This is a genomic window from Rhodococcus sp. NPDC060084 (genome assembly GCF_042730335.1).
Classification (GTDB): Bacteria; Actinomycetota; Actinomycetes; order Mycobacteriales; family Mycobacteriaceae; genus Rhodococcus.
Genome location: NZ_JBHWWX010000007.1, coordinates 1 through 25,651, shown reverse-complemented (window position 1 = coordinate 25,651; position 25,651 = coordinate 1). Strand labels below are relative to the sequence as shown.

23 protein-coding genes are annotated in these 25,651 nt (G+C 68.2%); 16 read left to right on the top strand and 7 right to left on the bottom strand.

The genetic code is table 11. The features are described from left to right. Positions 1–63: 63 nt before the first annotated feature. The 12 genes from rapZ (at position 64) to ACFWBU_RS05980 (ending at position 13,076) form a co-directional block, all read left to right on the top strand. Positions 64–924: an RNase adapter RapZ gene (gene rapZ / locus ACFWBU_RS06035; RefSeq protein ID WP_296550807.1), complete on the top strand. Its 861-nt coding sequence runs from the start codon at positions 64–66 to the stop codon at positions 922–924. Next, positions 921–1,961: a uridine diphosphate-N-acetylglucosamine-binding protein YvcK gene (gene yvcK, locus ACFWBU_RS06030; RefSeq protein ID WP_346765166.1), complete on the top strand. Its 1,041-nt coding sequence runs from the start codon at positions 921–923 to the stop codon at positions 1,959–1,961. Before rapZ ends, yvcK begins: the two co-directional genes overlap by 4 nt. Beyond that, a complete protein-coding gene (whiA, locus tag ACFWBU_RS06025) occupies positions 1,952–2,935 on the top strand; it encodes a DNA-binding protein WhiA (protein ID WP_378527798.1) in 984 nt (327 codons plus the stop codon). The genes yvcK and whiA overlap by 10 nt, the downstream gene beginning before the upstream one ends. A 129-nt stretch (positions 2,936–3,064) precedes the next feature. Then, a complete protein-coding gene (gap, locus tag ACFWBU_RS06020) occupies positions 3,065–4,081 on the top strand; it encodes a type I glyceraldehyde-3-phosphate dehydrogenase (protein ID WP_169621860.1) in 1,017 nt (338 codons plus the stop codon). Positions 4,082–4,110: 29 nt separating this feature from the next. Next, the gene (locus tag ACFWBU_RS06015; RefSeq protein ID WP_169621861.1) at positions 4,111–5,322 is read left to right on the top strand and encodes a phosphoglycerate kinase; all 1,212 of its coding nucleotides are present in this window, start codon (positions 4,111–4,113) and stop codon (positions 5,320–5,322) included. A gap of 5 nt (positions 5,323–5,327) precedes the next feature. Then, on the top strand, positions 5,328–6,113 hold the full coding sequence (gene tpiA / locus ACFWBU_RS06010) for a triose-phosphate isomerase (protein ID WP_296550761.1): 786 nt from the start codon (positions 5,328–5,330) through the stop codon (positions 6,111–6,113). 110 nt (positions 6,114–6,223) lie between these two features. Next, the gene (locus ACFWBU_RS06005) at positions 6,224–7,420 is read left to right on the top strand and encodes a CynX/NimT family MFS transporter (RefSeq protein ID WP_378527797.1); all 1,197 of its coding nucleotides are present in this window, start codon (positions 6,224–6,226) and stop codon (positions 7,418–7,420) included. 112 nt (positions 7,421–7,532) lie between these two features. Then, complete coding sequence (secG, locus tag ACFWBU_RS06000; protein ID WP_072698320.1) at positions 7,533–7,766, top strand: preprotein translocase subunit SecG; 234 nt, start codon at positions 7,533–7,535, stop codon at positions 7,764–7,766. A gap of 45 nt (positions 7,767–7,811) precedes the next feature. Further along, positions 7,812–10,568 carry a phosphoenolpyruvate carboxylase gene (gene ppc, locus ACFWBU_RS05995; protein ID WP_378527796.1) on the top strand — a complete coding sequence of 919 codons (2,757 nt, stop codon included), beginning with the start codon at positions 7,812–7,814 and terminating at the stop codon, positions 10,566–10,568. 103 nt (positions 10,569–10,671) lie between these two features. Further along, positions 10,672–11,010, top strand: coding sequence for a YciI family protein (locus ACFWBU_RS05990; RefSeq protein WP_296550758.1), 339 nt, complete (start codon positions 10,672–10,674; stop codon positions 11,008–11,010). A 2-nt stretch (positions 11,011–11,012) separates the two neighbouring features. After that, positions 11,013–12,257: a DUF6596 domain-containing protein gene (locus tag ACFWBU_RS05985; RefSeq protein WP_169621868.1), complete on the top strand. Its 1,245-nt coding sequence runs from the start codon at positions 11,013–11,015 to the stop codon at positions 12,255–12,257. A gap of 102 nt (positions 12,258–12,359) precedes the next feature. Continuing rightward, the gene (locus ACFWBU_RS05980; RefSeq protein ID WP_169621870.1) at positions 12,360–13,076 is read left to right on the top strand and encodes an SOS response-associated peptidase; all 717 of its coding nucleotides are present in this window, start codon (positions 12,360–12,362) and stop codon (positions 13,074–13,076) included. Positions 13,077–13,095: 19 nt separating this feature from the next. Here ACFWBU_RS05980 and ACFWBU_RS05975 read toward each other — a convergent pair whose 3' ends face one another. Further along, a complete protein-coding gene (locus tag ACFWBU_RS05975) occupies positions 13,096–13,584 on the bottom strand; it encodes an SRPBCC domain-containing protein (RefSeq protein ID WP_169621871.1) in 489 nt (162 codons plus the stop codon). A 167-nt stretch (positions 13,585–13,751) separates the two neighbouring features. On the opposite strand from ACFWBU_RS05975, the gene ACFWBU_RS05970 reads away from it, so the two are divergent. Both ACFWBU_RS05970 and ACFWBU_RS05965 read left to right on the top strand, forming a co-directional pair. Continuing rightward, a complete protein-coding gene (locus ACFWBU_RS05970; protein WP_378527795.1) occupies positions 13,752–14,441 on the top strand; it encodes a hypothetical protein in 690 nt (229 codons plus the stop codon). After that, complete coding sequence (locus ACFWBU_RS05965) at positions 14,442–16,217, top strand: GMC family oxidoreductase N-terminal domain-containing protein (protein ID WP_169621874.1); 1,776 nt, start codon at positions 14,442–14,444, stop codon at positions 16,215–16,217. A gap of 325 nt (positions 16,218–16,542) precedes the next feature. On the opposite strand, the gene pgl is transcribed toward ACFWBU_RS05965, so the two are convergent. From pgl to tkt, 5 genes are read right to left on the bottom strand one after another with little or no spacing between them, the layout of a single operon-like run. Further along, a complete protein-coding gene (gene pgl, locus ACFWBU_RS05960; RefSeq protein WP_169652140.1) occupies positions 16,543–17,304 on the bottom strand; it encodes a 6-phosphogluconolactonase in 762 nt (253 codons plus the stop codon). After that, the gene (gene opcA, locus ACFWBU_RS05955) at positions 17,297–18,205 is read right to left on the bottom strand and encodes a glucose-6-phosphate dehydrogenase assembly protein OpcA (protein WP_346765167.1); all 909 of its coding nucleotides are present in this window, start codon (positions 18,203–18,205) and stop codon (positions 17,297–17,299) included. The genes pgl and opcA overlap by 8 nt, the downstream gene beginning before the upstream one ends. Then, positions 18,202–19,743 carry a glucose-6-phosphate dehydrogenase gene (zwf, locus tag ACFWBU_RS05950; RefSeq protein WP_169621877.1) on the bottom strand — a complete coding sequence of 514 codons (1,542 nt, stop codon included), beginning with the start codon at positions 19,741–19,743 and terminating at the stop codon, positions 18,202–18,204. Before zwf ends, opcA begins: the two co-directional genes overlap by 4 nt. A gap of 2 nt (positions 19,744–19,745) precedes the next feature. Beyond that, positions 19,746–20,891, bottom strand: coding sequence for a transaldolase (gene tal / locus ACFWBU_RS05945; protein ID WP_378527794.1), 1,146 nt, complete (start codon positions 20,889–20,891; stop codon positions 19,746–19,748). Between the two features lie 4 nt (positions 20,892–20,895). Continuing rightward, complete coding sequence (gene tkt, locus ACFWBU_RS05940; RefSeq protein WP_169621879.1) at positions 20,896–22,998, bottom strand: transketolase; 2,103 nt, start codon at positions 22,996–22,998, stop codon at positions 20,896–20,898. Positions 22,999–23,210: 212 nt separating this feature from the next. On the opposite strand from tkt, the gene ACFWBU_RS05935 reads away from it, so the two are divergent. Continuing rightward, positions 23,211–24,188: a heme o synthase gene (locus tag ACFWBU_RS05935; RefSeq protein WP_169621880.1), complete on the top strand. Its 978-nt coding sequence runs from the start codon at positions 23,211–23,213 to the stop codon at positions 24,186–24,188. Positions 24,189–24,261: 73 nt separating this feature from the next. Here the strand turns inward: ACFWBU_RS05935 and ACFWBU_RS05930 are convergent, their stop codons facing one another. After that, on the bottom strand, positions 24,262–25,227 hold the full coding sequence (locus tag ACFWBU_RS05930) for a quinone oxidoreductase (protein ID WP_169621881.1): 966 nt from the start codon (positions 25,225–25,227) through the stop codon (positions 24,262–24,264). 22 nt (positions 25,228–25,249) lie between these two features. Here ACFWBU_RS05930 and ACFWBU_RS05925 point away from each other — a divergent pair, with 22 nt between their 5' ends. Further along, positions 25,250–25,603 carry a hypothetical protein gene (locus ACFWBU_RS05925; RefSeq protein WP_169621882.1) on the top strand — a complete coding sequence of 118 codons (354 nt, stop codon included), beginning with the start codon at positions 25,250–25,252 and terminating at the stop codon, positions 25,601–25,603. The last annotated feature ends 48 nt before the right edge of the window (positions 25,604–25,651 follow it).

The window sequence follows — 25,651 nt, the reverse complement described above, 5'->3', positions numbered from 1 at the left end:
AGGTCCCGGGAGCGGGACGAGCACGGGACGAGTCCGGCAGGGGAGAAGGAAGCGCGTGCAGAGGTGATCCTCGTGACCGGACTGTCCGGTGCGGGACTGAGCACCGCTGCGACCGCGCTCGAGGACCTCGGCTGGTACGTCGCCGACAATCTGCCGCCCCAGCTCGTGATCTCGATGGTCGATCTCGCGGTGCACGCCGAGCCTCCCCTCGAACGGCTCGCGGTGGTCATGGACGTGCGCAGTCGCTTGTTCACGGGCGATCTCGGGCGGGTTGTGACCGATCTCGCCGCGAGGCCGGTGAGCACCCGCGTGCTGTTCCTCGACGCCACCGATGCCGTCCTGATCCGCCGGTTCGAGCAGGTCCGGCGCAGTCATCCGCTGCAGGAGGACACCGCCGACCGGACCCTCTCCGACGGCATCGCCGCCGAACGGGCTCAGCTCGCTCCGGTGAAGGGCGCCGCCGATCTCGTCATCGACACCTCCACGCTGTCCGGGCCCGAACTGCGCCGCAAGATCGAAGCGGCATTCGGCGACGCGGCGTCCGACACGATCAGGGTCACGGTGGAGTCGTTCGGCTTCAAGTACGGACTCCCCATGGATTCGGATCTCGTGTGCGACGTGCGGTTCCTCCCGAATCCCCATTGGATCGCGGAACTCCGCCCGTATACCGGGCAGGACCCCTCGGTCCGCGATTATGTACTGTCCCGCGACGGTGCCGAAGACTACTTGCGCACCTATCACCGGCTCCTGGAATTGACCACGGCCGGTTACCGTCGGGAGGGGAAGCGCTATATGACGATCGCGGTGGGATGCACCGGCGGTAAACACCGAAGCGTGGCGATGGCAGAAGCACTCGCCGCGCGCCTCGAGCGGGAGCCCGGGCTCGCGGTGCACGTCGTGCACCGGGATCTGGGGCGCGAGTGACCGCGCACCCTCCGACTCCACCGCCCGGCGACGCTCGCTCCGGGCCCGCGATCACCGCACTCGGCGGGGGGCACGGACTGTATGCCACGTTGAGCGCGGTCCGGCGGCTCACCGATCGCGTCACCGCCGTGGTGACGGTCGCCGACGACGGCGGATCGTCCGGCCGGCTCCGCGCCGAACTCGGCGTGATCCCGCCCGGAGACCTGCGGATGGCCCTCGCGGCGCTGGCCGCCGACACCCCGGACATTCGTGTGTGGACCGAGGTCGTGCAGCACCGCTTCGGCGGCACCGGCGCCCTCGCGGGACATTCGGTGGGCAACATGATCCTCGCGGGGCTCACCGAGGTGGTGGGCGATCCGGTGGAGGCACTGGACATGCTCGCCAAGGTCCTCGGACTGCGGGGACGGGTGCTTCCGATGTCGCCGATCGCACTCGACATCGAAGCCGACGTCTCGGGCCTCGAAACGGACCCCCGGGTGAGCCGGTGCATCCGCGGGCAGGTCGCGGTCGCGACCACCCCCGGCAAGGTGCGGCGGGTGCGGCTGATCCCCGCCGATCCACCGGCGTGCCCGCTCGCGGTCGACGCCGTGTGCGAAGCGGACATGGTGGTGCTCGGACCGGGTTCGTGGTTTTCGAGCGTGATCCCGCACGTGCTCGTCCCGGAACTCCACGAGGCCCTGACGCACACCTCGGCGACGAAGGTCCTCGTGCTCAACCTCGCTGCCGAGCCGGGGGAGACCGCAGGTTTCTCCGCGGAACGGCACCTGCACGTCCTCGCGCAGCACGCTCCGGACTTCCGGGTCGACCACATCGTCGTCGACGCGGGCTCGGTGACCCCGGGGCGGGAACGGGACCACCTGAGTCGCGCGGCTTCGCACCTGGGCGCGGACGTCTCGTATGCCGACGTGTCCGAAGACGGAACCCAACGACACGACCCCGCCAAGCTGGCGGTCGCACTGGAAACGTATCTGTCACCGATTCGCGGCAGCGCCCGCGCCGGAATCGGCGACCGGAGGGAGATCATCTCGTGGCAATGACAGCGGAGGTCAAGGACGAGCTGAGCAGGCTGTCGGTCACCCGTACCAGCAATCGCAAGGCCGAAGTGTCCTCCCTTCTGCGCTTCGCCGGCGGGCTGCACATCGTCGCCGGCCGCGTGGTCGTCGAAGCCGAGGTCGACCTCGGTTCGATCGCGCGTCGGCTGCGCCGCGAGATCTTCGAGCTCTACGGCTATGCCGCCGACGTCCACGTGCTCGGCGCGGGTGGCCTGCGCAAGAGTTCGCGGTACGTGGTGCGGGTCGGAAAGGACGGCGAGGCCCTCGCGCGCCAGACCGGACTGCTCGACGGCCGCGGACGCCCGGTGCGAGGACTGCCCGCCCAGGTGGTCGGTGGCAGCGTGTCCGACGTAGCCGCGGCATGGCGGGGAGCCTTCCTCGCACACGGCTCGCTTACCGAGCCCGGACGGTCGTCGGCGCTGGAGATCAGCTGCCCCGGACCCGAAGCCGCGCTCGCGCTCGTCGGTGCGGCTCGCCGCCTCGGCGTCACGGCCAAAGCGCGGGAGGTACGCGGCGCCGACCGCGTGGTGATCCGCGACGGTGAAGCCATCGGAGCGCTCCTCACCCAGATGGGAGCCCAGGACACCCGGTTGACCTGGGAGGAGCGCCGGATGCGCCGGGAAGTACGGGCGACCGCGAATCGGCTCGCGAATTTCGACGACGCCAACCTGCGCCGATCCGCGCGCGCGGCAGTCGCGGCTGCGGCCCGCGTCGAGCGGGCTCTCAACATTCTGGGCGACGACGTTCCCGAGCATCTGGCCGCTGCCGGCACGCTCCGGGTCGAGCATCGCCAAGCCTCCCTCGAGGAGCTCGGGCAGCTCGCGGACCCGCCGATGACCAAGGACGCGGTCGCCGGACGCATCCGGCGTCTGTTGTCGATGGCCGACCGCCGAGCGAAGGACCTCGGGATTCCCGATACCGAGTCGGCGGTGACCGCGGAGTTGCTGGACGACGCGTAGAGGCGCACGCTTGTGGGGAGTTCGTCACACAGGGCGGATCTCACACGGTGGCCCCGGCGCATTAGGGTAGGGGTCACAACGGCACAATCATCAGCACAATTATCGAGATCTGGGCAAAGGAGCTCTACTGTGACTGTCCGCGTAGGCGTGAACGGGTTCGGACGTATCGGGCGCAACTTCTTCCGCGCAGTCGAAGCGCAGAAAGCGCTCGGCACCACTGACATCGAGATCGTCGCCGTCAACGACCTGACCGACAACGACACTCTCGCAACGCTCCTGAAGTACGACTCGATCCTGGGTCGCCTCGACAAGGATGTGCGTGTCGAAGGCGACTTCATCATCGTCGGAGAGCAGAAGATCAAGGCGCTCGAAATCAAGGAAGGCCCGGCCGCGCTTCCGTGGGGCGACCTGGGTGTCGACGTCGTCGTCGAGTCCACCGGTATCTTCACCGACGCCGCCAAGGCCAAGGGGCACCTCGACGCAGGTGCCAAGAAGGTCATCATCTCCGCGCCCGCCAAGGGTGAGGACATCACCATCGTGATGGGCGTCAACGACGACAAGTACGACGGCAGCCAGAACATCATCTCCAACGCCTCGTGCACCACCAACTGCCTCGGACCGATCGCCAAGGTCCTCGATGACAGCTTCGGCATCGAGCGCGGTCTCATGACCACGATCCACGCCTACACGCAGGACCAGAACCTCCAGGACGGCCCGCACAAGGATCTGCGTCGCGCCCGCGCCGCAGCCCTGAACGTCGTTCCCACCGGCACGGGTGCCGCCAAGGCCATCGGCCTGGTTCTTCCGCAGCTGCTCGGCAAGCTCGACGGCTACGCGCTGCGCGTGCCGATCCCGACCGGCTCGGTCACCGACCTCACCGCCAACCTCCGCACCAAGGCGTCGATCGAGGAGATCAACGCCGCGATGCAGGCTGCGGCAGAGGGACCGCTCAAGGGCATCCTGAAGTACAACACCGATCCGATCGTCTCCTCGGACATCGTCACCGACCCGCACTCCTCGATCTTCGACGCGCCGCTGACCAAGGTCATCGACGATCAGGTCAAGGTTGTGGCCTGGTACGACAACGAGTGGGGCTACTCGAACCGCGTCGTCGACCTCATCGGCCTCGTCGGCAAGTCGCTCTGAGACCCCGAACCGGACAGGACACCCGAACAGTGGCAGTTCAGACCCTGAAGGATCTGCTCGACGCCGGGGTGGAGGGGCGCGGTGTGCTGGTGCGCTCCGACCTCAACGTCCCCTTGGACGGCGCGACGATCACCGATCCCGGCCGCATCATCGCGTCCGCCCCGACGATCGAAGCACTGGCGGAAGCCGGCGCCAAGGTCGTGGTCGTGGCGCACCTCGGCCGGCCCAAGGGCGAGCCGGATCCGAAGTTCTCGCTCGCGCCCGTCGCGGCGAAGCTCGGTGAGGTGCTCGGCCGCAACGTCCAGCTCGCCGGCGACGTCGTCGGGCAGGACGCTCTGGCTCGCTCCGAGGGCCTGACCGACGGCGACATCCTCCTGCTGGAGAACATCCGCTTCGATCCGCGGGAGACCAGCAAGGACGAGTCGCAGCGTCAGGCGCTCGCCCGCGATCTCGTCGAGCTCGTCGGCGACGACGGTGCTTTCGTCTCCGACGGTTTCGGTGTCGTGCACCGCAAGCAGGCGTCGGTGTACGACGTGGCGAAGCTGCTCCCGCACTACGCCGGTGGCCTCGTCGCTGCCGAGGTGGCAGTGCTCGAGAAGCTCACCACCGACACCGAGCGTCCCTACGCGGTCGTGCTCGGCGGATCGAAGGTCTCCGACAAGCTCGCAGTGATCGAGGCGCTCGCGCCGAAGGTCGACACGCTGGTCATCGGTGGCGGAATGTGCTTCACATTCCTTGCGGCACAGGGCATTTCGGTCGGCAATTCCTTGCTCGAAGAGTCGATGATCGAGACCTGCAAGGGACTGCTGGACCGCTACGCCGATGTCCTGCACATCCCGCAGGATGTCGTGATCGCCGACAGCTTCTCGGCCGACGCCGAAGCGAAGACCGTCCCGGTCACGGAGATTCCGGACGGCTGGATGGGTCTGGACATCGGACCGGAGTCGGTGCAGCGGTTCGCGTCGTTGCTCTCGGCGGCCAAGACCGTGTTCTGGAACGGCCCGATGGGCGTGTTCGAGTTCCCGAAGTTCGCGGCGGGCACCAAGGGTGTCGCCGAGGCCATCGTCGACGCCACCGGCAAGGGTGCGTTCAGCGTCGTCGGCGGTGGCGATTCCGCTGCGGCAGTGCGCCAGCTGGGCCTGCCGGACGACGGGTTCTCACACATCTCCACCGGCGGCGGTGCCTCCCTCGAATACCTCGAGGGCAAGGAACTGCCCGGCATCTCGGTTCTGGAGGCCTGAGCGCGATGGCACGCACACCGCTGATCGCGGGCAACTGGAAAATGAATCTGAACCACCTCGAGGCCATCGCGCTGGTGCAGAAGATCGCGTTCACGCTGCCCGACAAGTACCTCGAGAAGGTCGATGTCACGGTCATCCCGCCGTTCACCGACATCCGTTCGGTACAGACGCTGATCGACGGCGACAAGATCAAGCTCACCTATGGTGCGCAGGATGTCTCCGCCCACGATTCCGGCGCGTACACCGGGGAGATCTCCGGTGCGATGCTCGCCAAGCTCGGCTGCACCTACGTCGTGGTCGGGCACTCCGAGCGACGCACGATGCACGCCGAAACCGACGAGATCGTGCGCGACAAGACGAAGGCCGCGCTCAAGCACGGCCTGACTCCGATCGTGTGCATCGGCGAGGGCCTCGACATCCGTGAGGCCGGCGACCACGTCGCATACAACGTCGCACAGCTGAAGGGCTCGCTCGCCGGGCTGTCCGCCGACGACATCGCCAAGATCGTCGTCGCGTACGAGCCGGTGTGGGCGATCGGCACGGGCAAGGTGGCCTCGGCCGCCGACGCCCAGGAAGTCTGTGCGGCGGTGCGCTCCACCCTCGCCGAACTCGCCTCGCCCGAGGTGGCGGCGTCGGTCCGTGTCCTCTACGGCGGATCGGTGAACGCCAAGAACATCGGCGAGCTCATCGCGCAGACCGATGTCGACGGTGGCCTCGTCGGAGGCGCCTCGCTCAAGGCCGACGAGTTCGCTCAGCTCTCCGCAATCGCGGCGGGCGGCCCGCTCCTGTAGGCCGGCCCGAGCAGCAGTACGGCTCACTCGATCGTGGGGCGCAGGATCTTCGGATCCTGCGCCCCACGGCGTTTTCCGAGTGTGCACCCGAACCGAAAGGCATCACGCGTATGACCGCCCCCGCCGACACCGGCCCGAGCACCCGCAGCGTGGTGTTCGGGTTGGCAGCGGTGCTGCTCGTCGCCGCTTGCCTGCGCCCGGCCATCACCGCGATCGGGCCGCTGCTCGAGGACATCGGCGCCGACACCGGGCTCGGCAACACGGCGCTCGGCGTGCTCGGCGCCGTGCCGCTGTTGTGCTTCGCGGCGGTCTCCCCGTGGATTCACCGCCCCGCGATCCGTTACGGGACGCAGCGCATGGTGCTCGTCGCGATGCTGGTCCTGACGGCCGGAATCCTGCTGCGGTCGATTCCCGGCGCGCTGTGGCTGTGGGGCGGCACGATCGCGATCGGTGTGGGAATCGGCATCGGCAACGTGCTGTTGCCGGCAGTCGTCAAACGCGACCATCCCACGCGAATCTCGACGGTGACCGGCGTGTACTCGTCGGTGACGACCGGCGCCGCCGGACTGGGCTCCGGTTTGGCGGTGCCCTTCGTCGCCCTGACAGGCAACTGGCGTGCCGCGCTCGCGTTGTGGGCCGTGGTGTCGCTGGTCGCGGCGGCCGTGTGGGTCGTGCGCGGACGGGTCCTGCCGACACCGCTGCCGGCCGCCCCGGACACGACACCCGGCGTGTCCATGTGGCGTTCCGCCACCGCGTGGCAGGTCACCGCGTTCATGGGTCTGCAGTCCACCACGTTCTATCTGCTGGTGACGTGGCTGCCGTCCATCGAGACCGGTCTGGGTGTCGACCGCGCGGCCGCCGGATGGCACCTGTCGGTCTATCAGGTGGTCGGCATCGTGGCAGGTCTGGGCGCCACCGCTCTGATGGGACGCCGCACCGACCAGAGTCGGCTCACCGCTGTCGCCGGTTCGGCCCTCGTCGTCGCGATGATCGGTGTGCTGTGGGCGCCGCACCTCGTCCTGTTGTGGGTCCTGGTCGCGGGGATGAGCAGTGGCGCGACGTTCATCATCGCGGTGTCGCTGTTCGGTCTCCGCACCCGCACAGTCGCCCAGACCGCGCAGCTCTCGGGCATGGCGCAATGCCTCGGCTACCTGCTCGCGGCGTGCGGGCCGGTGCTCGCCGGCGCGATCTTCGACCTCACCGGCACCTGGACCACGGTCCTGCTGCTGGTCGCGGTGTGCGGGGCCGGGCAAGCTGTGGTCGGGGCGTTCGCGGGTCGCGACCGGTATACCCACGACGAGCCCTGAAGGCCCACGATCCGCGAGGACGGCGAACCGGGTGCGGCAATTCTGGGATTCGCCGGGACCGGGTAAGCTGACGGCCGACGTCACCCACCATCGAAGGACACCGAACGCCGACATGGAACTGTTCCTGGACATTCTGCTGATCGTCACGAGCCTGCTGCTCATCCTGCTGGTGCTGCTGCACCGCGGCAAGGGCGGCGGTCTGTCGAGCCTGTTCGGCGGCGGGGTCCAATCCAACCTGTCCGGTTCGTCGGTAGCCGAGAAGAACCTGGACCGGCTCACCGTGTTCACCGGCATCGTCTGGGTCATCGCCATTCTCGGTATCGGACTGCAGATCAAGTTCAGCTGATCGGCAGCGGTCGCATATCGGCCCCGGGGCGCCGATACTGGCCGAATGACGGATACCGTGCCGGTTTCGGCCACCGAACCTCTGCGTGACGACATCCGCCTGCTGGGCGGCATCCTCGGTGATGTCGTTCGCGATCAGGCGGGCGACGAGGTGTTCGAACTCGTCGAAGCAGCGAGGGTCGCGAGTTTCCGGATCCGGCGGTCCGAGATGGACCGCGCCGATCTCGCCGAGCGTTTCGCTGCCGTCGAGACCGCAGATCTGCTGCCGGTCGCCCGTGCGTTCAGTCACTTCGGGCTGCTCGCCAACCTCGCCGAGGACCTTCATCGCGAACGCCGGCGCGCTGTCCATCTCGAGGCCGGTGATCCCCCGCAGGACAGCGCTCTCGCCGCGACCTACGCCAAGCTCGATGCGGTCCCGCTCGATGCGGACGGGGTCGCCGATGCGCTCGCGGACGCACTCGTCGCACCGGTGATCACCGCGCACCCGACCGAAACCCGCCGCCGCACCGTATTCGACGTGCAAACCGCCGTCACCGACCTGATGCGGCGCCGCGACCGCACCGTCGACCCCTACGAGCGGGACAGCATCGACCGTGCCCTGTACCGGCACATCCTCACCCTCTGGCAGACCGCACTGATCCGGCTGGCGAGGCTTCGCATCAGCGACGAAATCGACAACGGCCTGCGCTACTACGATCTGGCGTTCTTCGAGGTCGTGCCCACTCTCAACGCCGAGGTACGCCGTGCGCTCCGGGAGCGGTGGCCCGATGCCGCAGTGCTCACCCGTCCGCTCGTGCGTCCCGGCACGTGGATCGGCGGCGACCGTGACGGAAACCCCAACGTCGACGCCGCGGTCGTCACCACGGCCGCCGACCGCGCGTGCGCGACCTCCCTGCGCCATCACCTGGCCGAACTCGCCGTGCTCGAACAAGAGTTGTCGATGTCGGTGCGCACCACGACCATCACCGCCCGCTTGCAGGAACTCGCCGACATCTCCGGCGACGAGAATCCCGCGCACAGCGACGAGCCGTACCGGCGGGCCGTGCGGGGAATCCGCGGACGCCTCACCGCGACCGGCGCCCGGCTGCTCCCGGACGTCGACCTCCCACACACCGTCGAGCCGTCGCGCGAGCCGTACCGCACCCCCGCGCAACTGCTCGCCGATCTGTCGGTCGTCGACGCGTCGCTGCGCGCCGGCGGGGGAGCGGTCATCGCCGACGATCGTCTCGCCCGACTGCGCGGCGCAGTCGAGGTCTTCGGGTTCCACCTCGCTCCACTGGACCTGCGGCAGAACGCCGACGTCCACGAGCGCGTGGTAGCCGAACTGCTCTCCTGGGCGGGTGTGACAGACCGCTACGCAACGCTGCCGGAGGATGACAAGGTCGCGTTGCTCACCTCCGAACTACGCATCCGGCGGCCCCTGACCACCCCCGACGCGCAGTTGTCGGACGAAACGGCCAAGGAACTCGGCATCTTGCGCGCCGCAGCGAGCGTCGTGCGCCGCATCGGGCCCGCCGCGATCGAGCACTACATCATCAGCATGTGTACCTCGGTCTCGGATCTGCTCGAGGTGGAAGTCCTCCTCAAGGAAGTCGGGTTGCTCGACCTCGACTCCGGATATCCGCGGAGCAGCGTGCAGGTGATTCCGCTGTTCGAAACCATCGAAGATCTGCGCAGCGGCGCGTCGACGCTGACAGCGGCCCTCGCCGTACCGGAATTCCGGAGCCTGGTCGACGCGCACGACGGGCTGCAAGAGGTCATGCTCGGCTACTCCGACTCCAACAAGGACGGCGGATATCTCGCCGCCAACTGGGCGTTGTACCGAGCAGAACTCGACCTCGTCGAGGCGTCCCGCGCCGCGGGTGTTCGCCTGCGTCTGTTCCACGGCCGTGGGGGAACCGTCGGCCGCGGCGGCGGTCCCAGTTACGACGCCATCCTCGCCCAGCCGCCCGGTGCGGTGCGGGGCTCGCTCCGGGTGACCGAACAGGGAGAGGTGATCGCCGCCAAGTACCGCGAACCCGTGCTCGCCCGTCGCAACCTCGAGGCGCTCGTCGCCGCGACTCTGGAATCCACACTGCTCGACGTCGAAGGGCTCGGCGCGGATGCGTCGGCTGCCTACCGGATCTTCGACGAACTCGCGGACCTGGCCCGAAACGCCTACCGGCGTCTGGTTCACGAGACGCCCGGATTCGTCGAGTACTTCACGACCTCGACGCCCGTCGCGGAGATCGGAGCGCTCAACATCGGCAGCCGGCCGGCGTCGCGCAAACCGACCGCGGCCATCGCCGACCTGCGTGCGATCCCGTGGGTGCTCGCGTGGACACAGAGCCGGGTGATGTTGCCGGGCTGGTACGGCACGGGCAGCGCGGTGGCCGAGTGGGTCGGCGACGATCCCGAGAAGCTCGAGTCCTTGCGAGCCCTGTATCGGCGCTGGCCGTTCTTCCGCACGGTGCTCTCGAACATGGCGCAGGTGATGGCCAAATCCGATCTCGGAATTGCCGCGCGCTACTCGGAGTTGGTCGAGGACACCGATCTGAGGGGACGAGTGTTCGGCCGGATCGTGGAGGAACACGCCCGGACCGTCGACGCCTACCAGCGGATCACGGGCTACGACTCGCTCGTCGCCGACAATCCTGCATTGGAACGGTCACTGCACAACCGGTTCCCCTACCTAGAACCGCTCAACCACCTGCAAGTCGAGTTCCTGCGCAGATTCCGGGCGGGCGAGGACACCGAACAGGTTCGCCGGGGAATCCAGCTGACGATGAACGGACTCGCCACCGCGCTCCGGAACAGCGGCTGACCGGCCGCCGAAAGAAAATCTCGCGCGCGTGTCGATTTCGGTAGGGAGAGTTCGTCGTCATGGTGTACGGCGAATCGTCGTACCGAACCACGAGGAGACGATCATGAAGTACATGCTGTTGATCTACACATCGGCTGCCGACGAGAGCACCTGCACGGTCGAGGACTGGCAGGACTACGAAAAGGCGATGCGGGACGCGGGGGTGCTCGTCACCGGCCACGCACTCCAGGACCTCACCACCGCGACCGCCGTACAGGTGGCGGCGGACGGTCGTCGCACGGTCACCGACGGCCCGTATGCGGAGACCCGGGAGGTACTGGGCGGCTACGACGTCATCGATGTACCGGACCTCGACGTCGCGATCGAGTGGGCGTCCCGGTGTCCGGGCGCCCGGGACGGCGGCACCGTGGTGGTGCGCCCGATCGCCGAGTTCGGCGACTAGCCGTGCCCGATGCGGGTGTCTCGGCCGAAGCGGTGTTCCGCGAGGAGCACGGGCGGCTTCTCGCGGCGCTGGTGCACCGTTTCGGCGATCTGGACCTGGCCGAGGAAGCCGCATCGGACGCCCTCGAGGCGGCACTCGTGCACTGGCCGGTCGGCGGGGTGCCCGATCGGCCGGGCGCGTGGCTGCTCACCACCGCCCGTCGCCGGGCACTCGACCGGGTACGCCGCGACCGCGTCTACACGCAACGTCTGGCCGAACTCGCGATCGACATCGAGCGGCGCGGCTCCTCGGATCCGCGCGGCGACGAATTGCCCGACGAACGACTCGAACTGTTCTTCACGTGTGCCCACCCGGCACTGGCTCCCGACGACCGTGTCGCGCTGATCCTTCGTTGTCTCGGAGGTCTGACCACCGGCGAGGTCGCGCGCGCGTTCCTCGTTCCGCACGCCACGATGGCGCAGCGGATCGTGCGGGCCAAGAACAAGATCCGTGGCGCGCGAATCCCGTTCCGGGTTCCTCGTCCGGACGAACTCGACGAACGGCTGCCGGTGGTTCTCGGTGCCCTGTATTCGATCTTCACCGAAGGGTATGCGGCCAGTAGTGGCACCGATCTGCAACGGCCCGATCTGGCAGACGAATCGCTTCGGCTGGTGCGGATCCTGCACGGGCTCATGCCTTCGCAACGTGAGGTGGCCGGGTTGCTCGCGCTGGAACTGCTCGTCCATGCCCGTCGCCACGCCCGCACCGATTCCGACGGTGAGATCGTGCTCCTCGACGCCCAGGACCGGACCCGGTGGGACACGGCGATGATCGACGAGGGTCGTGCGCTGGTGGTGACCGGGCTGACCGGTGGGCCCCCCGGCCCGTACGCGGTGCAGGCGGCGATCGCCGCGCTGCACGACGAGGCGCCCGACGCCGAGTCCACCGACTGGCGACAGATCGTTGCGCTGTACGGAGTGCTGCTCGCACTCATGCCGTCGCCGCTGGTTGCCGCGAACCGCGCGGTCGCCGTGGCGATGTGCGACGGCCCGGAGTCGGGCCTGGCACTGCTCGACGGCCTGGCCGGCGAACCGGTCCTGCGCGAGCATCACCCGTACCACACGGCCAGGGCCGATCTTCTCGTCCGCCTCGGCCGTGATGCCGAGGCCGAGTCCGCGTTCCGGCAGGCGCTCGATCTCGCCGGCACCGAACCGGAACGTCGCCGAGTGCGTTCCCGACTGGCTTCGCTCGGGGATCGACCGGGGTGAACGTCCCGGGCTGCGTCCGTTGCCGGAGAGTGCCGGGTGCGGCCGTATCGCGGTGGGAAGATGTGAAACAAACGGAGCGTCGCAACCAGAGAGGCCGATGTCGTGTGCGGACGATATGCAAGCACGAGTACCCGGGACGACCTGCTTGCGGCCTACGATGCCGTGACGGCGGTCGGTGAGGAGTTGCCACCGTCCTACAACGTCGCCCCCACCCAGCGGGTCAACGTGGTGCTCGAGCGCGTCCCACGCGACACGCCCGGCGGTGATCCGGTGCGCATGGTGTCGTCCCGGGTCAGTTGGGGTCTGGTGCCGTCGTGGGCGAAGGACCCGAAGATCGGCTCGCGCATGATCAACGCCCGTTCGGAGACGATCACGCAGAAACCGGCGTTCAAGGCTGCTGCGTCCCGGCGGCGATGCATCCTGCCGGCGGACGGCTACTACGAGTGGATGAAGAACGAGGAGGGCAAGAAGATTCCCTTCTTCCTGCACGCCGACGCGCCGATCTCGATGGCCGGGCTCTACGAGTTGTGGCCCGATCCGGAACGGCCCGAGGATGATCCGGATCGCTGGTTGTGGACGTGCACGGTGCTGACGCGCCCGGCCACCGATGCGGCCGGGCATATCCACGACCGCTCACCCGTGGTGCTTCCGGAGACGTTCGTCGACCCGTGGCTGGACGTGGCGCTGACCGACCGTGACGACGTGGAGGCGCTGCTCAACTCGATCCCGGAACCTCATCTCGAGCCGTACGAGGTCGGTACCGCCGTCAACTCGCCCCGGAACAACACGCCGGATCTGCTACGGCCCGTCCATCATTGACCGGCCCGGAGGAGAGGTCTCACCGATATTCGTCGACCAGCGACAAGTAGTCGCTCCACCGAGGCGGCCGGCCTCCGGTCAAGGCGGCGTCCAAGCGATCGAGGTAGTACTGCCAGACCGGACCGATCTCACCGGCTTCCGATCGTGGGACGTGTGAGTGCGTGAAGTCGAGGGTGGTGACGCGGCCTACGGTGTGCAGCGCGACGGCGAGCAACCATCCGTCGACGTCGACGGAGAAACGGGACGGGGGAGTGCATTCGACGATGCGCACGTCGGCGGTGGCCGAATCGTGCTCGTCCACCATCGTCAACCGCACCCGCCCGGTGGAGGGATCTCCGGTGTATGTGCCGTACCAGCGGGACAATTCGCGGGGTTCGGTGAGTGCTGTCCAGATCTCGCTTGCGGGCAACGCGAAACTGCGACGGTAGACCAGTCCGACCAGCGACGCGTCGTCGGGACAGTCGCTTTCCGGCCGTACTTCTCCCATCACCGTGGTCGGCGTGCCCATCGGATTCTCCCTCTCGTAGACCCTCCCAGTGTGGTCCACCGGACCGCCGACGGGTGACCGAACCGGCGCGGCCGGTAGGTCCCGGCCGGTCGCCCCATCTCCCGAATTCCGACCGGTTCGTCCGTACACTCCCATAAGTTGTCTTTGCACCGGCGGAGGGGGGCGGCGTGGCCTGCGAACACGACGGTTCATGGAACCGACGGCAGTTTCTGACCGGCTTGATCGGCGGTGGTGCCGCACTGGCCGCACTGGCCGCGCTGGGCGTGGTGGGCGCGCCCGCGGCGGGGGCTCAACCCGCGGCCCCGGCACCACCGATCCGGGACACCATCAACGGTGTGCTCTCGTTCGTGGTTCCCGGAAACGACCCCTATTCGCATCATCAGGGGGTGGCGACGGACCGGCCGGGTGGGGTGACTCCGGGCACGGCAGCGTCGCTCGAGCGCACCCTCGACCGAGCGCTCGCGATTCCGCTGTTCGGAGGAGTGGGAGTTCCCCTTCCGGGCGCAGCCGGAGTTGCGGTGCTGCTCAACATCTTTGCTGCCACCGCCGATCCGGGCGCTTCGAACGGGCCGTTCGCGGCGCCGTTCGCCAACCTGGACTTTGCGAAGAAGGCGCTGGTGTTCGAGTGGCTCGACACCGACCCACGCTTCGAGAATTTCATCATCAGGTTCGTGGTCAACGCGCTGCCCACCCTCGCCGCGTTCGCCGCGTTCTCGGAGGTGTCGGCGTTCGATCCGGTCGAACGGAAGACGACCGGCCGTCCCGTCGGCTGGGACCTCAGCAACTACGCCGGGCCGAGCGATGGGTGGGACGAAGTGATCGGGTACTACCGCGGGATCGACAAGGTGGAGGCGTAGATGACCGACGTAATCGTGATCGGGTCGGGCGGGGGCGGCCCCGTGGTCGCGAAGGAACTCGCCGCCCGCGGGCTCGATGTCCTCGTCCTCGAAGCCGGGCCACGCTTCGCCGACCCGGAGAACGAGTGGACGCATTTCGAGGACGACGCCAACAACCCGATCACAGGATTTCTGCGGCAAGGACCCGGTGATCGATCCCGGACGCCGTGGCTGCGCGACGTTCCTCAGCAATCGTATGTGTGGCAGGTCGCCGGCGTCGGGGGCACCACCCTGCACTTCTTCGGTAATTCGCCTCGGGCGGCAGCAGGTGCATTCGCCGGATACGACGGTCCCGACCGGGACATGTACGACACCGCGCATCTGTTCCCGTTCGGTTACGACGAGTTGCGGCGCTACTACGAATGGGTCGAGGCGACACTCCCGGTGCAGACGGCGCCGATGGGCGCCAAGGAGCAGGTGTTCCTCCGTGGCGCCGCCGCCCTCGGCCTGACACACCAGACCACGCTCGACACGACAGGACCGTCGTACCGTGCGCAGCAGAACGCGATCCTGCAGCCCGGCGGAACCGCCGGACGCACCCGCGACCCCGCGCTGCTGCACTACCCCGACGCACGCGGATGCACCATGTGTGGGCACTGCTATCAGGGTTGCTACCTGCCGCTCGGAGCGCCACGAAATCTGAAAGCCAAGCGCTCGACCGATAATTCGTACGTTCCGATGATGCTCACCGCCGACGCGTGGTCGCCCCACGGCCGTGCCGTCACACTCGTCTCCGACGCCGTCGTCACGAAGATCCTCTTCGAGGAGGTCCACGGGGAGACCACCGCGCGTGGGGTGCGGTTCACGACCACCGCCGACGGCGCGGAGCACGAGGCCACGGCTCCCGTCGTCGTTCTCGCCGCAGGATGTGTCGAGTCGCCGCGACTGTGGCTCGGTTCCGGTCTCCCCAACCCGAACGGATGGGTCGGCCGTGGCTTGACCGATCACCACATGGACGGCGTATTCGGGGTCTTCGACGAGTACACGGGCCAGACCAGAGGCCCCGGCTCGAATGCACGCGTCGACCTTCCCGGCTACGGCGGGGTCGAGCAACTCGGTCTGCCACCGGCGCTCATCGCGTACGCACTGAACTTCAGCGATTCCGGGATCCACGGATACGGAAGAGCGGGGGGCGTGGTCGACTCCGCGGGAGCGGACACCATGGGAAGGCTCGTGGGCCGCGATCTGCTGAATACGATGGCCGACACCGACCGGGTGCTCGCGGCACTCGTCATCACCGACGACGACGTCGAACCGGAGAACCGGGTGACGTTGTCGCCGGTGCTGCTTCCGAGCGAAGGCGGGCTCGCGCCGAAAGTGACCATGGCCCACAGAAATCGATCGGCGCGCACGAAGCGCAATCGCGAATACTCGACCCGGAAGGCTGTCGAACTGATGCGCGCGGCGGGCGCCAAGTCGGTGCACCGATGCGACTGGCCGCCGTTGATTCTGCATTCGCAGTCGAGCATGCGGATGGGCCTCGAAGAACACAACTCGGTACTCGACGCCGATGCGGAATCACGTTGGGTCAAGCGCCTGTTCATCACCGACAACTCGGCGCTCGCCAACAGCCTCGGCGGCCCCAACCCCACGCTGACCACGCAGGCTGTCGCCACCCGGACGGCGGAGAAGATCATCGAGAAGTACTTCGGCGGTGAGGTGTGGGTGGGGCGTGAGAATCCGGTCTCGTCGATCGACGACCGGGTCACCGCCGCGGTGATCGAGCGAGGGCTGTAAGGGACAGCGAGACCGAGCTAGGGGAGCGCCGGTTCTTCCTGCGGCGTGGGAACCGCAGGGTCCGGTGGTGCGTCGAACGTGACAAGGGCCGACAACGACGGCGGCCCACCACAGGAGGAGCCCACCCGCATGGATCCACGAACGACGCGATGTGTTCCCGGACGCTCTCGGCTCGCTGCCTCACGCGCGACGCGCGGACCCCGCTCGTCCATAAAGTTTCGTTGCGTCAGGGAGGGCACCGACGACACCGCACCGCAGATCCCGGCCGACGATCCGGACTGCGACAGCGACCCTCGATAACTCGGCGGCGCGGAACCGCCGCCGATCAGGACGTGGGAAGTTTCGCGGCCGCAGCCGGGTCGACGAACCACACGGTGCGCTCACGCCCGTGCGCTCCGGCGGCGGGAATGTCCTCCGGGTCCGCTCCGCCGACCGACGCGGCTACGGCGTCGGCCTTGTTCTCACCGGCGACCAGCAACCACACCTGACGGGCGCGTTGCACAGCGGGCAGCGTCAAGGTCACCCGCGCCGGCGGCGGCTTCGGTGAATCGTCCACTCCGACGACGAATCGCTCCGTTTCGCGCACCGCAGCGGTGTGCGGGAAGAGGGAGTTGATGTGCCCCTCGCCGCCCATGCCGAGCAGGTGCACGTCGAAGTCGGGCACGGACCCGTCTGCGGACTGTGCCGCGAGGAGTCGGGCATAGCGCTCGGCGGACTCCGCCGGCGTGGTGCATCCGTCCTCACCGAGAGCAGGCATGGTGTGGATGCGCGCCTCGTCGATCGGCACGTGGTCGAGCAACGCAGCCCGCGCCTGTACTTCGTTGCGCTCGGGGTCGCCCGGGGGCAGGAACCGCTCGTCGCCGAAGTACACGTTGACGGCCGACCAGTCGATCCCGCCCTGCTCACGCCCGACGTGTTCGAGCACGGCGATGCCCGTTCCGCCGCCGGTGAGCACCACGTGGGCCTGGAGCCGTTCGGTTTGTGCTGCCACCACCGCATCGACGAAAGCCTTTGCCGCGGCGCGTGCGACGGCATCGGAGTCGGCGAAGGTCAATACCTCGGTCGGGGTCTTGGCGGGATCAGACATATTCCACCTTCGGCAGGGCCGACAGCGCGGCCTCGTAGATGACATCGGGGTCGAGCCGGCGCAGTTCTTCGGCGAGGCACTCCGCGGAGTCCCGCCGTGCCAGCGTGATCAAGGACGCAGGTTTGTCGGTTCGTTCGAGCGTCGCGACACGCCCCTCCTGCGGACGGCCGAGCACGATCGTCTGCGTGGTGGTGCGCAGTTCGACGCGCAGGTCGCCGGTCGCGCGCTGCACCGGGCAGTCGATGCGGCTCGCGAGCCATCCCGCGAGAAGGTCGATGGCCGGTTCGGTCTGCAGGCCCGAGACATGGGCTGACACGACCTGCTCGTACGGCGGTTGTTCGAGCGCGGAGACCAGCAGCGCGCGCCAGTAGGTGATCCGGGCCCATGCCAGGTCGGTGTCACCCGGGGTGTATCCGGACAACCGCGAGAACAGATCGGCGCGCGGATCGAGGGCGTTCGTGGTGTCGGTGAGCCGGCGCACCGCCAACCTGCCCACGGGGTCGTGTGCGGGAACCGGCGGCGCCTGGCCGGGCCACCACGCCACGACAGGCGTGTCGGGCAGCAGGAAGGGCACCACGACCGACTCCTGGTGCTCGGCGAGTTCGCCGTGGAGCGCGAGGATCAGCACCTCGGACGCGCCGGCCTCACCACCGACGCGGATCTCCGCGTCGAGGCGCGAGGGGCCTTCGGCCCGCCCCCGCCCGACGACGATGACGCGGCAGGGATGCTCGCGGGCGGCATCGGTGGCGGCCGAAATCGCCGCCTCGATTCCCCGGGCTTCGCCGGCGCACACGACGAGTGTGAGAACCCTGCCCTGAGTGACGATTCCGCCGGTCCTGCGAAGTTCGACCAGCTTCTTGCTGACGTCCACCGCGGAGGTGTTGCGCAATTGCAGTCTCACGGCCGTCTCCATTCCCGGCCGGAGCGGCGCAGCATCTCGTCGGACGACGCCGTGCCCCAGCTTCCCGCCTCGTACGGTTCGGGCCGGCCCTTCGTGGCCCAATGGTCGAGAACCGGATCGAGGATCTTCCAGGACAACTCGACCTCTTCGTCCACGGGGAACAGGGACGGTTCTCCGAGCAGCACGTCGAGCAACAGTCGTTCGTACGCCTCCGGGGAGGACACCGTGAACGCCTGACCGTAACTGAAGTCCATGCTCACGTCGCGCACCTCCATCTCGGAGCCGGGCACCTTCGACCCGAAGCGCATCGTGACACCTTCGTCGGGCTGCACCCGGATCACGAGTGCGTTCTGGCCGAGGTCGGAGGTCATCGTCGTGTCGAACGGCAGGTGGGGCGCACGCTTGAACACGACGGCGATCTCGGTGACCCGGCGGCCCAGCCGTTTTCCGGTCCGCAGGTAGAACGGGACCCCGGCCCACCGCCGGGTGTCCACCTCGAGGGTGATCGCCGCATACGTCTCGGTCGTCGAATCCGCCGCGAAGCCCTTTTCCTCGAGCAGCCCGACGACACGTTCGCCGCCCTGCCAGCCACCGGTGTACTGACCGCGTGCGGTGGTCTCGTCGAGGGGTTCGGCAAGCCGGGTCGCGGACAGCACCTTGATCTTCTCGGCGCGCAGTTCGGACGGCGCGAAGCTGATCGGCTCTTCCATCGCCGTGAACGCCAGCAACTGCAGCAGATGGTTCTGGATGACGTCGCGCGCCGCCCCGATCCCGTCGTAATATCCCGCTCGTCCGCCGAGACCGATGTCCTCGGCCATGGTGATCTGGACATGGTCGACGTAGTGCGCGTTCCAGATCGGATCGAACAACTGGTTCGCGAACCGCAGCGCCAGGATGTTTTGAACCGTCTCCTTGCCGAGATAGTGGTCGATGCGGAACACCGAATCCTCGGAGAACACTTCGCCGACGACCGCGTTGAGTTCACGCGCACTCTCGAGGTTGTGGCCGAATGGTTTCTCGATCACCACCCGGCTCCACGAGTCGTCGTGCGCCGCCGCGAGACCCGAGCGTGCCAGTTGCCCGCACACCACCGGGAACGCGTCGGGCGGAACCGACAGGTAGAAGGCGTGATTTCCGCCGGTACCCCGCTCCTGATCGAGCTTGTGCAGGGTCTCGGCGAGCTCGGCGAACGCCGCGTCGTCGTCGAACGAGCCCTGGACGAAGCGGATGCCTTCGGCGAGCCGCTGCCAGACCTCTTCGCGGAACGGGGTGCGCGAATTGTTGCGCACCGCGTCATGCACCACTTCACCGAACTCGGCGTCGTCCCACTCCCGGCGGGCGAATCCGACAAGAGCGAATCCGGGCGGCAGGAGCCCGCGGTTGGCCAGGTCGTACACCGCCGGCATCAGCTTGCGCCGGGCGAGATCGCCCGTGACGCCGAAGATGACGAGAGCGCACGGACCCGCGATACGGGGTAGCCGGCGATCCCTGCTGTCCCGCAGCGGGTTCACCCACTCCGCCGTCCCGGATTCGCTCACGTTCAGCCCTCCGCGCCGGGTGCGTGGGCGGTGAGCTGCTCCGACGTGGCCGTCAGCAGCTCGTTCCAGGACGCTTCGAACTTCTCGAGACCTTCTTCTTCGAGCTTGCGGAACACGTCCGGAAGGTCGATCCCCGCGGAAGCGAGCGCGTCGAACACCTGCTGCGCTGCGGCGATGTTGCCGGTGACCGTGTCGCCGGTGATCTCCCCGTGGTCGGCGACCGCTTCGAGGGTCTTCTCCGGCATCGTGTTCACGGTGTTCGGAGCAACCAACTCGGTGACGTACATCGTGTCGGAGTACTCCGGGTTCTTCACCCCGGTCGACGCCCACAGGGCACGCTGCGGGAGCGCGCCCGCCTCTGCGAGCTGCTCGAAACGTGCACCGGACTCGAAGGCCTTGCGGTACGAGTCGTACGCCAGCCGGGCGTTCGCGACGCCCGCCTTGCCGCGCAGCGCCAGGGCCGCGTCGGTGCCGATCTCCTCGAGACGCGCATCGATCTCGGTGTCGACCCGGGAGACGAAGAACGATGCCACCGAATGGATCTTCGAGAGATCGTGGCCGGCGGCCTTGGCCGCGGTCAGCCCGTCCAGGTACGACTCGATGACCCGCTCGTATCGCTCGACGGAGAAGATCAGCGTGACGTTCACACTGATGCCCTCGCCGATCACGCGTGCGATCGCCGGCAGCCCGGCCATGGTCGCGGGGATCTTGATGAAGAGGTTGGGGCGATCGACGACGCGCCACAACTCCAGCGCCTGCGCGACGGTCTCGTCGGTGGCGTGAGCGAGGCGCGGATCGACCTCGATCGACACGCGGCCGTCGAGCCCGCCGGTCGCCTCGTACACGGGAGCGAGCACGTCGCACGCCGACCGGACGTCGTCGGTGGTGACGGCGAGGATGGTTTCCTCGACGTCCGCACCGCCCGCTGCCAGCTCACGAACCTGCGCGTCGTACGCGTGTCCCTTGGACAACGCCGCCTGGAAGATCGACGGATTGGTGGTGACGCCGACGACACTCCGGGTGGCGATCAGTTCGGCGAGATTGCCGGACTCGATCCGCTCACGCGACAGGTCGTCCAGCCACACCGAAACGCCCTGGGCGGAGAGGGCGGCGAGTACCTCGTTCTGCGCGGTGGTCTGCGAAGTCATCCGATCATCCCTTCACTGTGGTCAGCGAGCGGTGCGCAGCGTCGACAACGGCTTCTGCGGTGATTCCGAACTCGCGGTACAGGGTCTTGTAGTCGGCGGAAGCGCCGAAGTGCTCGAGCGACACGGCCTCGCCGGCGTCGCCGATGAGCCGGTACCACGGGAGCGCGAGGCCGGCCTCGACGGAGACACGGGCACGAACCGACGGCGGGAGCACCTCGTCGCGGTATGCCTGATCCTGCTCGAGGAACCAGTCGAGCACCGGCACCGAGACGACGCGGGTGGGCACACCCTCGGCCTCGAGGGTCTCGCGCGCGGCCACGGCCAGTTCGACCTCCGAACCGGTTGCGAGCAGCACGACCTCGGGGGTTCCGGTGGACGCTTCGACGAGCACGTATGCGCCGCGGGCGACACCCTCGGCGGCCTTCTCCCGGGTTCCTTCGAGAACCGGCACGTTCTGGCGGGTGAGTGCCAGCGCGGTCGGGCCCGTCTTGTTCTCGAGAGCCGACTTCCATGCGAAGGACGTCTCGTTGGCATCGGCCGGACGGATCACCGCGAGGTTGGGGATCGCGCGCAGCGCGGCGAGGTGCTCGATCGGCTGGTGCGTCGGGCCGTCCTCACCGAGTCCGATCGAGTCGTGGGTCCACACGTAGATCGCCGGTGTCTGCATGAGCGCGGCGAGACGGACCGCGGGCCGCATGTAATCGGAGAAGACGAGGAAGGTGCCGCCGTAGGCGCGGGTCGGGCCGTGCAGCGCGATGCCGTTGAGGATCGAACCCATCGCGTGCTCGCGGATACCGAAATGCAGGGTCCGGCCGTAGGGCTGGGCAGTCCACTCGTCGGTGGAGATCGACTCGGGACCGAACGAGTCGGAACCGGGGATCGTGGTGTTGTTGCTGCCGGCGAGGTCGGCGGAACCGCCCCACAGTTCCGGCAGGATCGGGCCGAGCGTCGCGAGCGCATTGCCCGAGGCCTTGCGGGTCGCGGGACCGCTGTCGGTCGGATCGTAGAGCGGCAGGGCGTCGACCCAGCCCTCCGGGAACTCACCCGCGAACAGACGGTCGAACAGTTCCTTGCGCTGCGGCTCCCGCCGAGCCCACGCGTCGAAGTCGGCCTGCCACGCCTCGCGCACCTTGGCGTTGCGCTCGATGACGCCGCGGGCGTGCTCGATCACAGCCGGATCGACGTCGAAGTTCTTCTCGGGATCGAAGCCGAGCACCTTCTTCACGGCGGCGACCTCGTCGGTGCCGAGCGCAGCGCCGTGCACGTCGCCGGTGTTCATCTTGGTCGGAGCCGGATAGCCGATGATCGTGCGCACGGAAATGAGCGACGGACGATCGGTGACCGCCTTGGCGGCCTCGACGGCCTCGAGGATCCCGGTGACGTTCTCGCCGCCGTCGACGGTCTGCACGTGCCAGCCGTACGCCTCGTACCGCTTCGCCACGTCCTCACCGAGCGCGATCGTGGTGTCGTGCTCGATCGAGATCTTGTTGGCGTCGTAGAAGACGATCAGATTGCCGAGTTCCTGCACGCCGGCGAGCGACGAAGCCTCGGACGTGACGCCCTCTTCGATGTCACCGTCGGACGCGATCACGTAGACGAAGTGATCGAACGGGCTCTCACCCGGAGCGGTGTCCGGATCGAACAGGCCGCGCTCGCGACGGGCGGCCATGGCCATACCGACGGCGGACGCGAGGCCCTGCCCGAGCGGTCCGGTGGTCATCTCGACGCCCGCGGTGTGCCCGTACTCGGGGTGTCCCGGGGTCAGCGAGCCCCACGTGCGCAGCGCCTCGAGGTCGGCGAGTTCGACGCCGTATCCCGACAGGTACAGCTGGATGTACAGGGTCAGGCTCGAGTGGCCGCACGACAGCACGAAACGGTCGCGACCGACCCACTTCGGATCGGTCGGGTCGTGACGCATCACGCGCTGGTAGAGGGTGTAGGCGAGCGGAGCGAGGCTCATCGCGGTGCCGGGGTGCCCGTTGCCGACCTTCTGCACCGCATCGGCGGCGAGCACGCGGGCCGTGTCGACCGCCTTGGTGTCCAGGTCGGTCCAGTCGGCCGGATGCGCCGGCTGAGTGAGGGTGCGGATCTCGTCTGTGATCGACACGAGCAGAGTTCTCCTGACATGGGGTGTACGGGGTGCCTGCGGGTAGAAGTTGGCCCGCGCGCTCCTTAAGAGTAGTGCGCGCCGCGGAGCGGGTCGATTCGGTCGGGGCGGGTCCGCCGTCTACCATCGTTTGTAGTAGAAGGAGCGTCCGGACCCGGGCGACCGTGAACGGGCGAGCGAAAGTGCGGATTCGCGTGGTGCAAGGAGACAGTGTGCGGGCAGGGCAACGGCCGAAGGGACACGGATTCGGCGCCCCCGAAGCGCCAGGCGCTCCCCGCCCCGACACCGCGTGGGGACGTCTCTCGGGCACCGTGCTCGCCTACATCGCGCTCACGAAGCCGCGTGTCATCGAGCTGCTGCTGGTCGCAACCATCCCCGCGATGCTGTTCGCCGACCGGGGCCACGTCGACATCGTCCTGATCCTGAGCACCCTGTTCGGTGGCTGGATGGGTGCGGCGAGCGCCAATTCGCTCAACTGTGTGGTCGACGCCGACATCGACAAGGTGATGAAGCGGACCGCGCTTCGTCCCCTCGCACGTCAGACCGTGCCGACCCGCAATGCGTTCGTCTTCGGCGTCCTGCTGGGTGTGGCTTCCTTCGCGTGGTTGTGGTGGCGGGCGAACCTGCTGTCGGGTCTGCTGGTCGTCGCGACCATCGCGTTCTACGTCCTCGTCTACACGATGGTGCTCAAGCGTCGTACCTGGCAGAACGTCGTCTGGGGCGGCGCGGCAGGATGCATGCCCGTGATGGTCGGCTGGGCCGCCGTCACCGGATCGCTCAGCTGGGAACCGGTCGTATTGTTCCTCGTCATCTTCTTCTGGACGCCGCCGCACACGTGGGCGCTGGCGATGCGGTACAAGGAGGACTACAAGGCGGCCGGCGTGCCGATGCTGCCCGTGATCGCGACAGAGCAGCACGTCACCAAGCAGATCCTCCTGTACACCTGGGCGACCGTGATCGCGACCCTCGTGATCGTGCCCGCCGCCGGCATCATCTACGCCGTGTTCGCCGTCCTCGCCGGAGCGTGGTTCCTGTTCGTCGCGCACCAGCTCTACAGCAGCGTGCGGGGCGGCGCGTCGGTCAAGCCGCTCAAGCTGTTCCTGCAGTCCAACAATTACCTGGCGCTGGTATGCCTCGGCCTCGCGGTCGACTCGGTGCTGGCCCTGCCGACGATCGGCTCCTACTTCTGATCCCGGATCCCCTGATCACGACGAAGCCCCCGCTCCACACCGGAGCGGGGGCTTTGCGTTGTGCGGTCGTTGCTCAGGGAATCAGGACGACGGAGCCGGTCGTCCGGCGGGCAGCGAGATCCGTGTGCGCCCGGGCGGCGTCCGCCAGCGGGTAGGTCGCACCGACACGGACGTGCAGGGATCCGTCGGCGATCGCCGCGAACACGTCCCCCGCCCGCCAGAGCAGCTCTTCGCGGGTGCGTGTGTAGTGCGCGAGGGTAGGGCGGGTGACGAACAGTGAACCCGCGGGGTTGAGGCGCTGCAGGTCGAACGGCGGAACCGGGCCGCTCGCCGCACCGAACAACGCGACCATGCCGCGGATACGGACCGAGGCGAGGGACGCCTCGAACGTTGCCGCACCGACCCCGTCGTACGCCGCGGCGACGCCCTCACCGCCGGTGAGTTCCCGGACCCGGGCTGCGATGTCGTCGTCGTAGCGCAGGACTTCGGCCGCACCGGCGTCGCGGGACAGGGCTTCCTTGGCATCGGACGAGACGGTGGTGATCACCCGTACGCCCTTCTTTGCGGCCAACTGGGTGAGCAGCAGACCCACGCCGCCGGCACCCGCGTGCACGAGCACGGTGTCGCCGGCCCGGGCGGGATACACCGACTCGATCAGGTAGTGCGCGGTCATGCCCTGCAGCAGCGCAGACGCCGCCTGCTCGGTGGGCACGCCGTCCGGGACCGGTACCGCCACGGCCTCGGGGACGCAGACGAGTTCCGCATACGAGCCGGGGGCCGCGCACCACGACACCCGCGTGCCGATCCGCCCGTCCTCGACGCCCTCGCCGACTGCGACGACCGTTCCGGTGCCCTCCGAGCCCGGAACGTACGGCAGGTCGGTGGGGTACATACCGGTGCGGAAATAGGTGTCGATGAAGTTCACGCCGATGGCGTCGGTGCGGACGAGCAGGTCGCCGGGGCCGGGCTGCGGGTCGGGACGTTCCACCGGAACGAGGACGTCGGGACCTCCGAACTGTGCCACTTCGATTGCGCGCATTCCGTCACAGTATTCTGCTTTCATGAGCGCCGAAACAGAGGTCGCGGCCGCACCGGCCGCCATCGTCTCGTCCATTCGCACCTTCGTCGCCGAGCACGGCGGCTCCGGCAAGGCCGTGCTGCAGCCGATCGGCCGGTCCGGGGTCCGGGTCACCGTCGTCGCCGCCGACGGGACGCTCGGTGATCGGGTCGCGAAGGACTTGCCGACCGCCCACGCCGTCATCGACGCGTTGCCGGACGTCACCGTCTCCGAGTGGGACCGGGAACTGACCAGCATCGTCAATCCGCAGCCCGGGCACTGGAAGAAGATGGCCGGCTGGGTCGCCCGTCAGGCGCGGTTCCCGAAGGCACGCAACGAGCACCCGATTCGCTCCTGACACCTGCCCGACACAGACCTCGGGGCCGTCCACATCGTCGATGTGGAC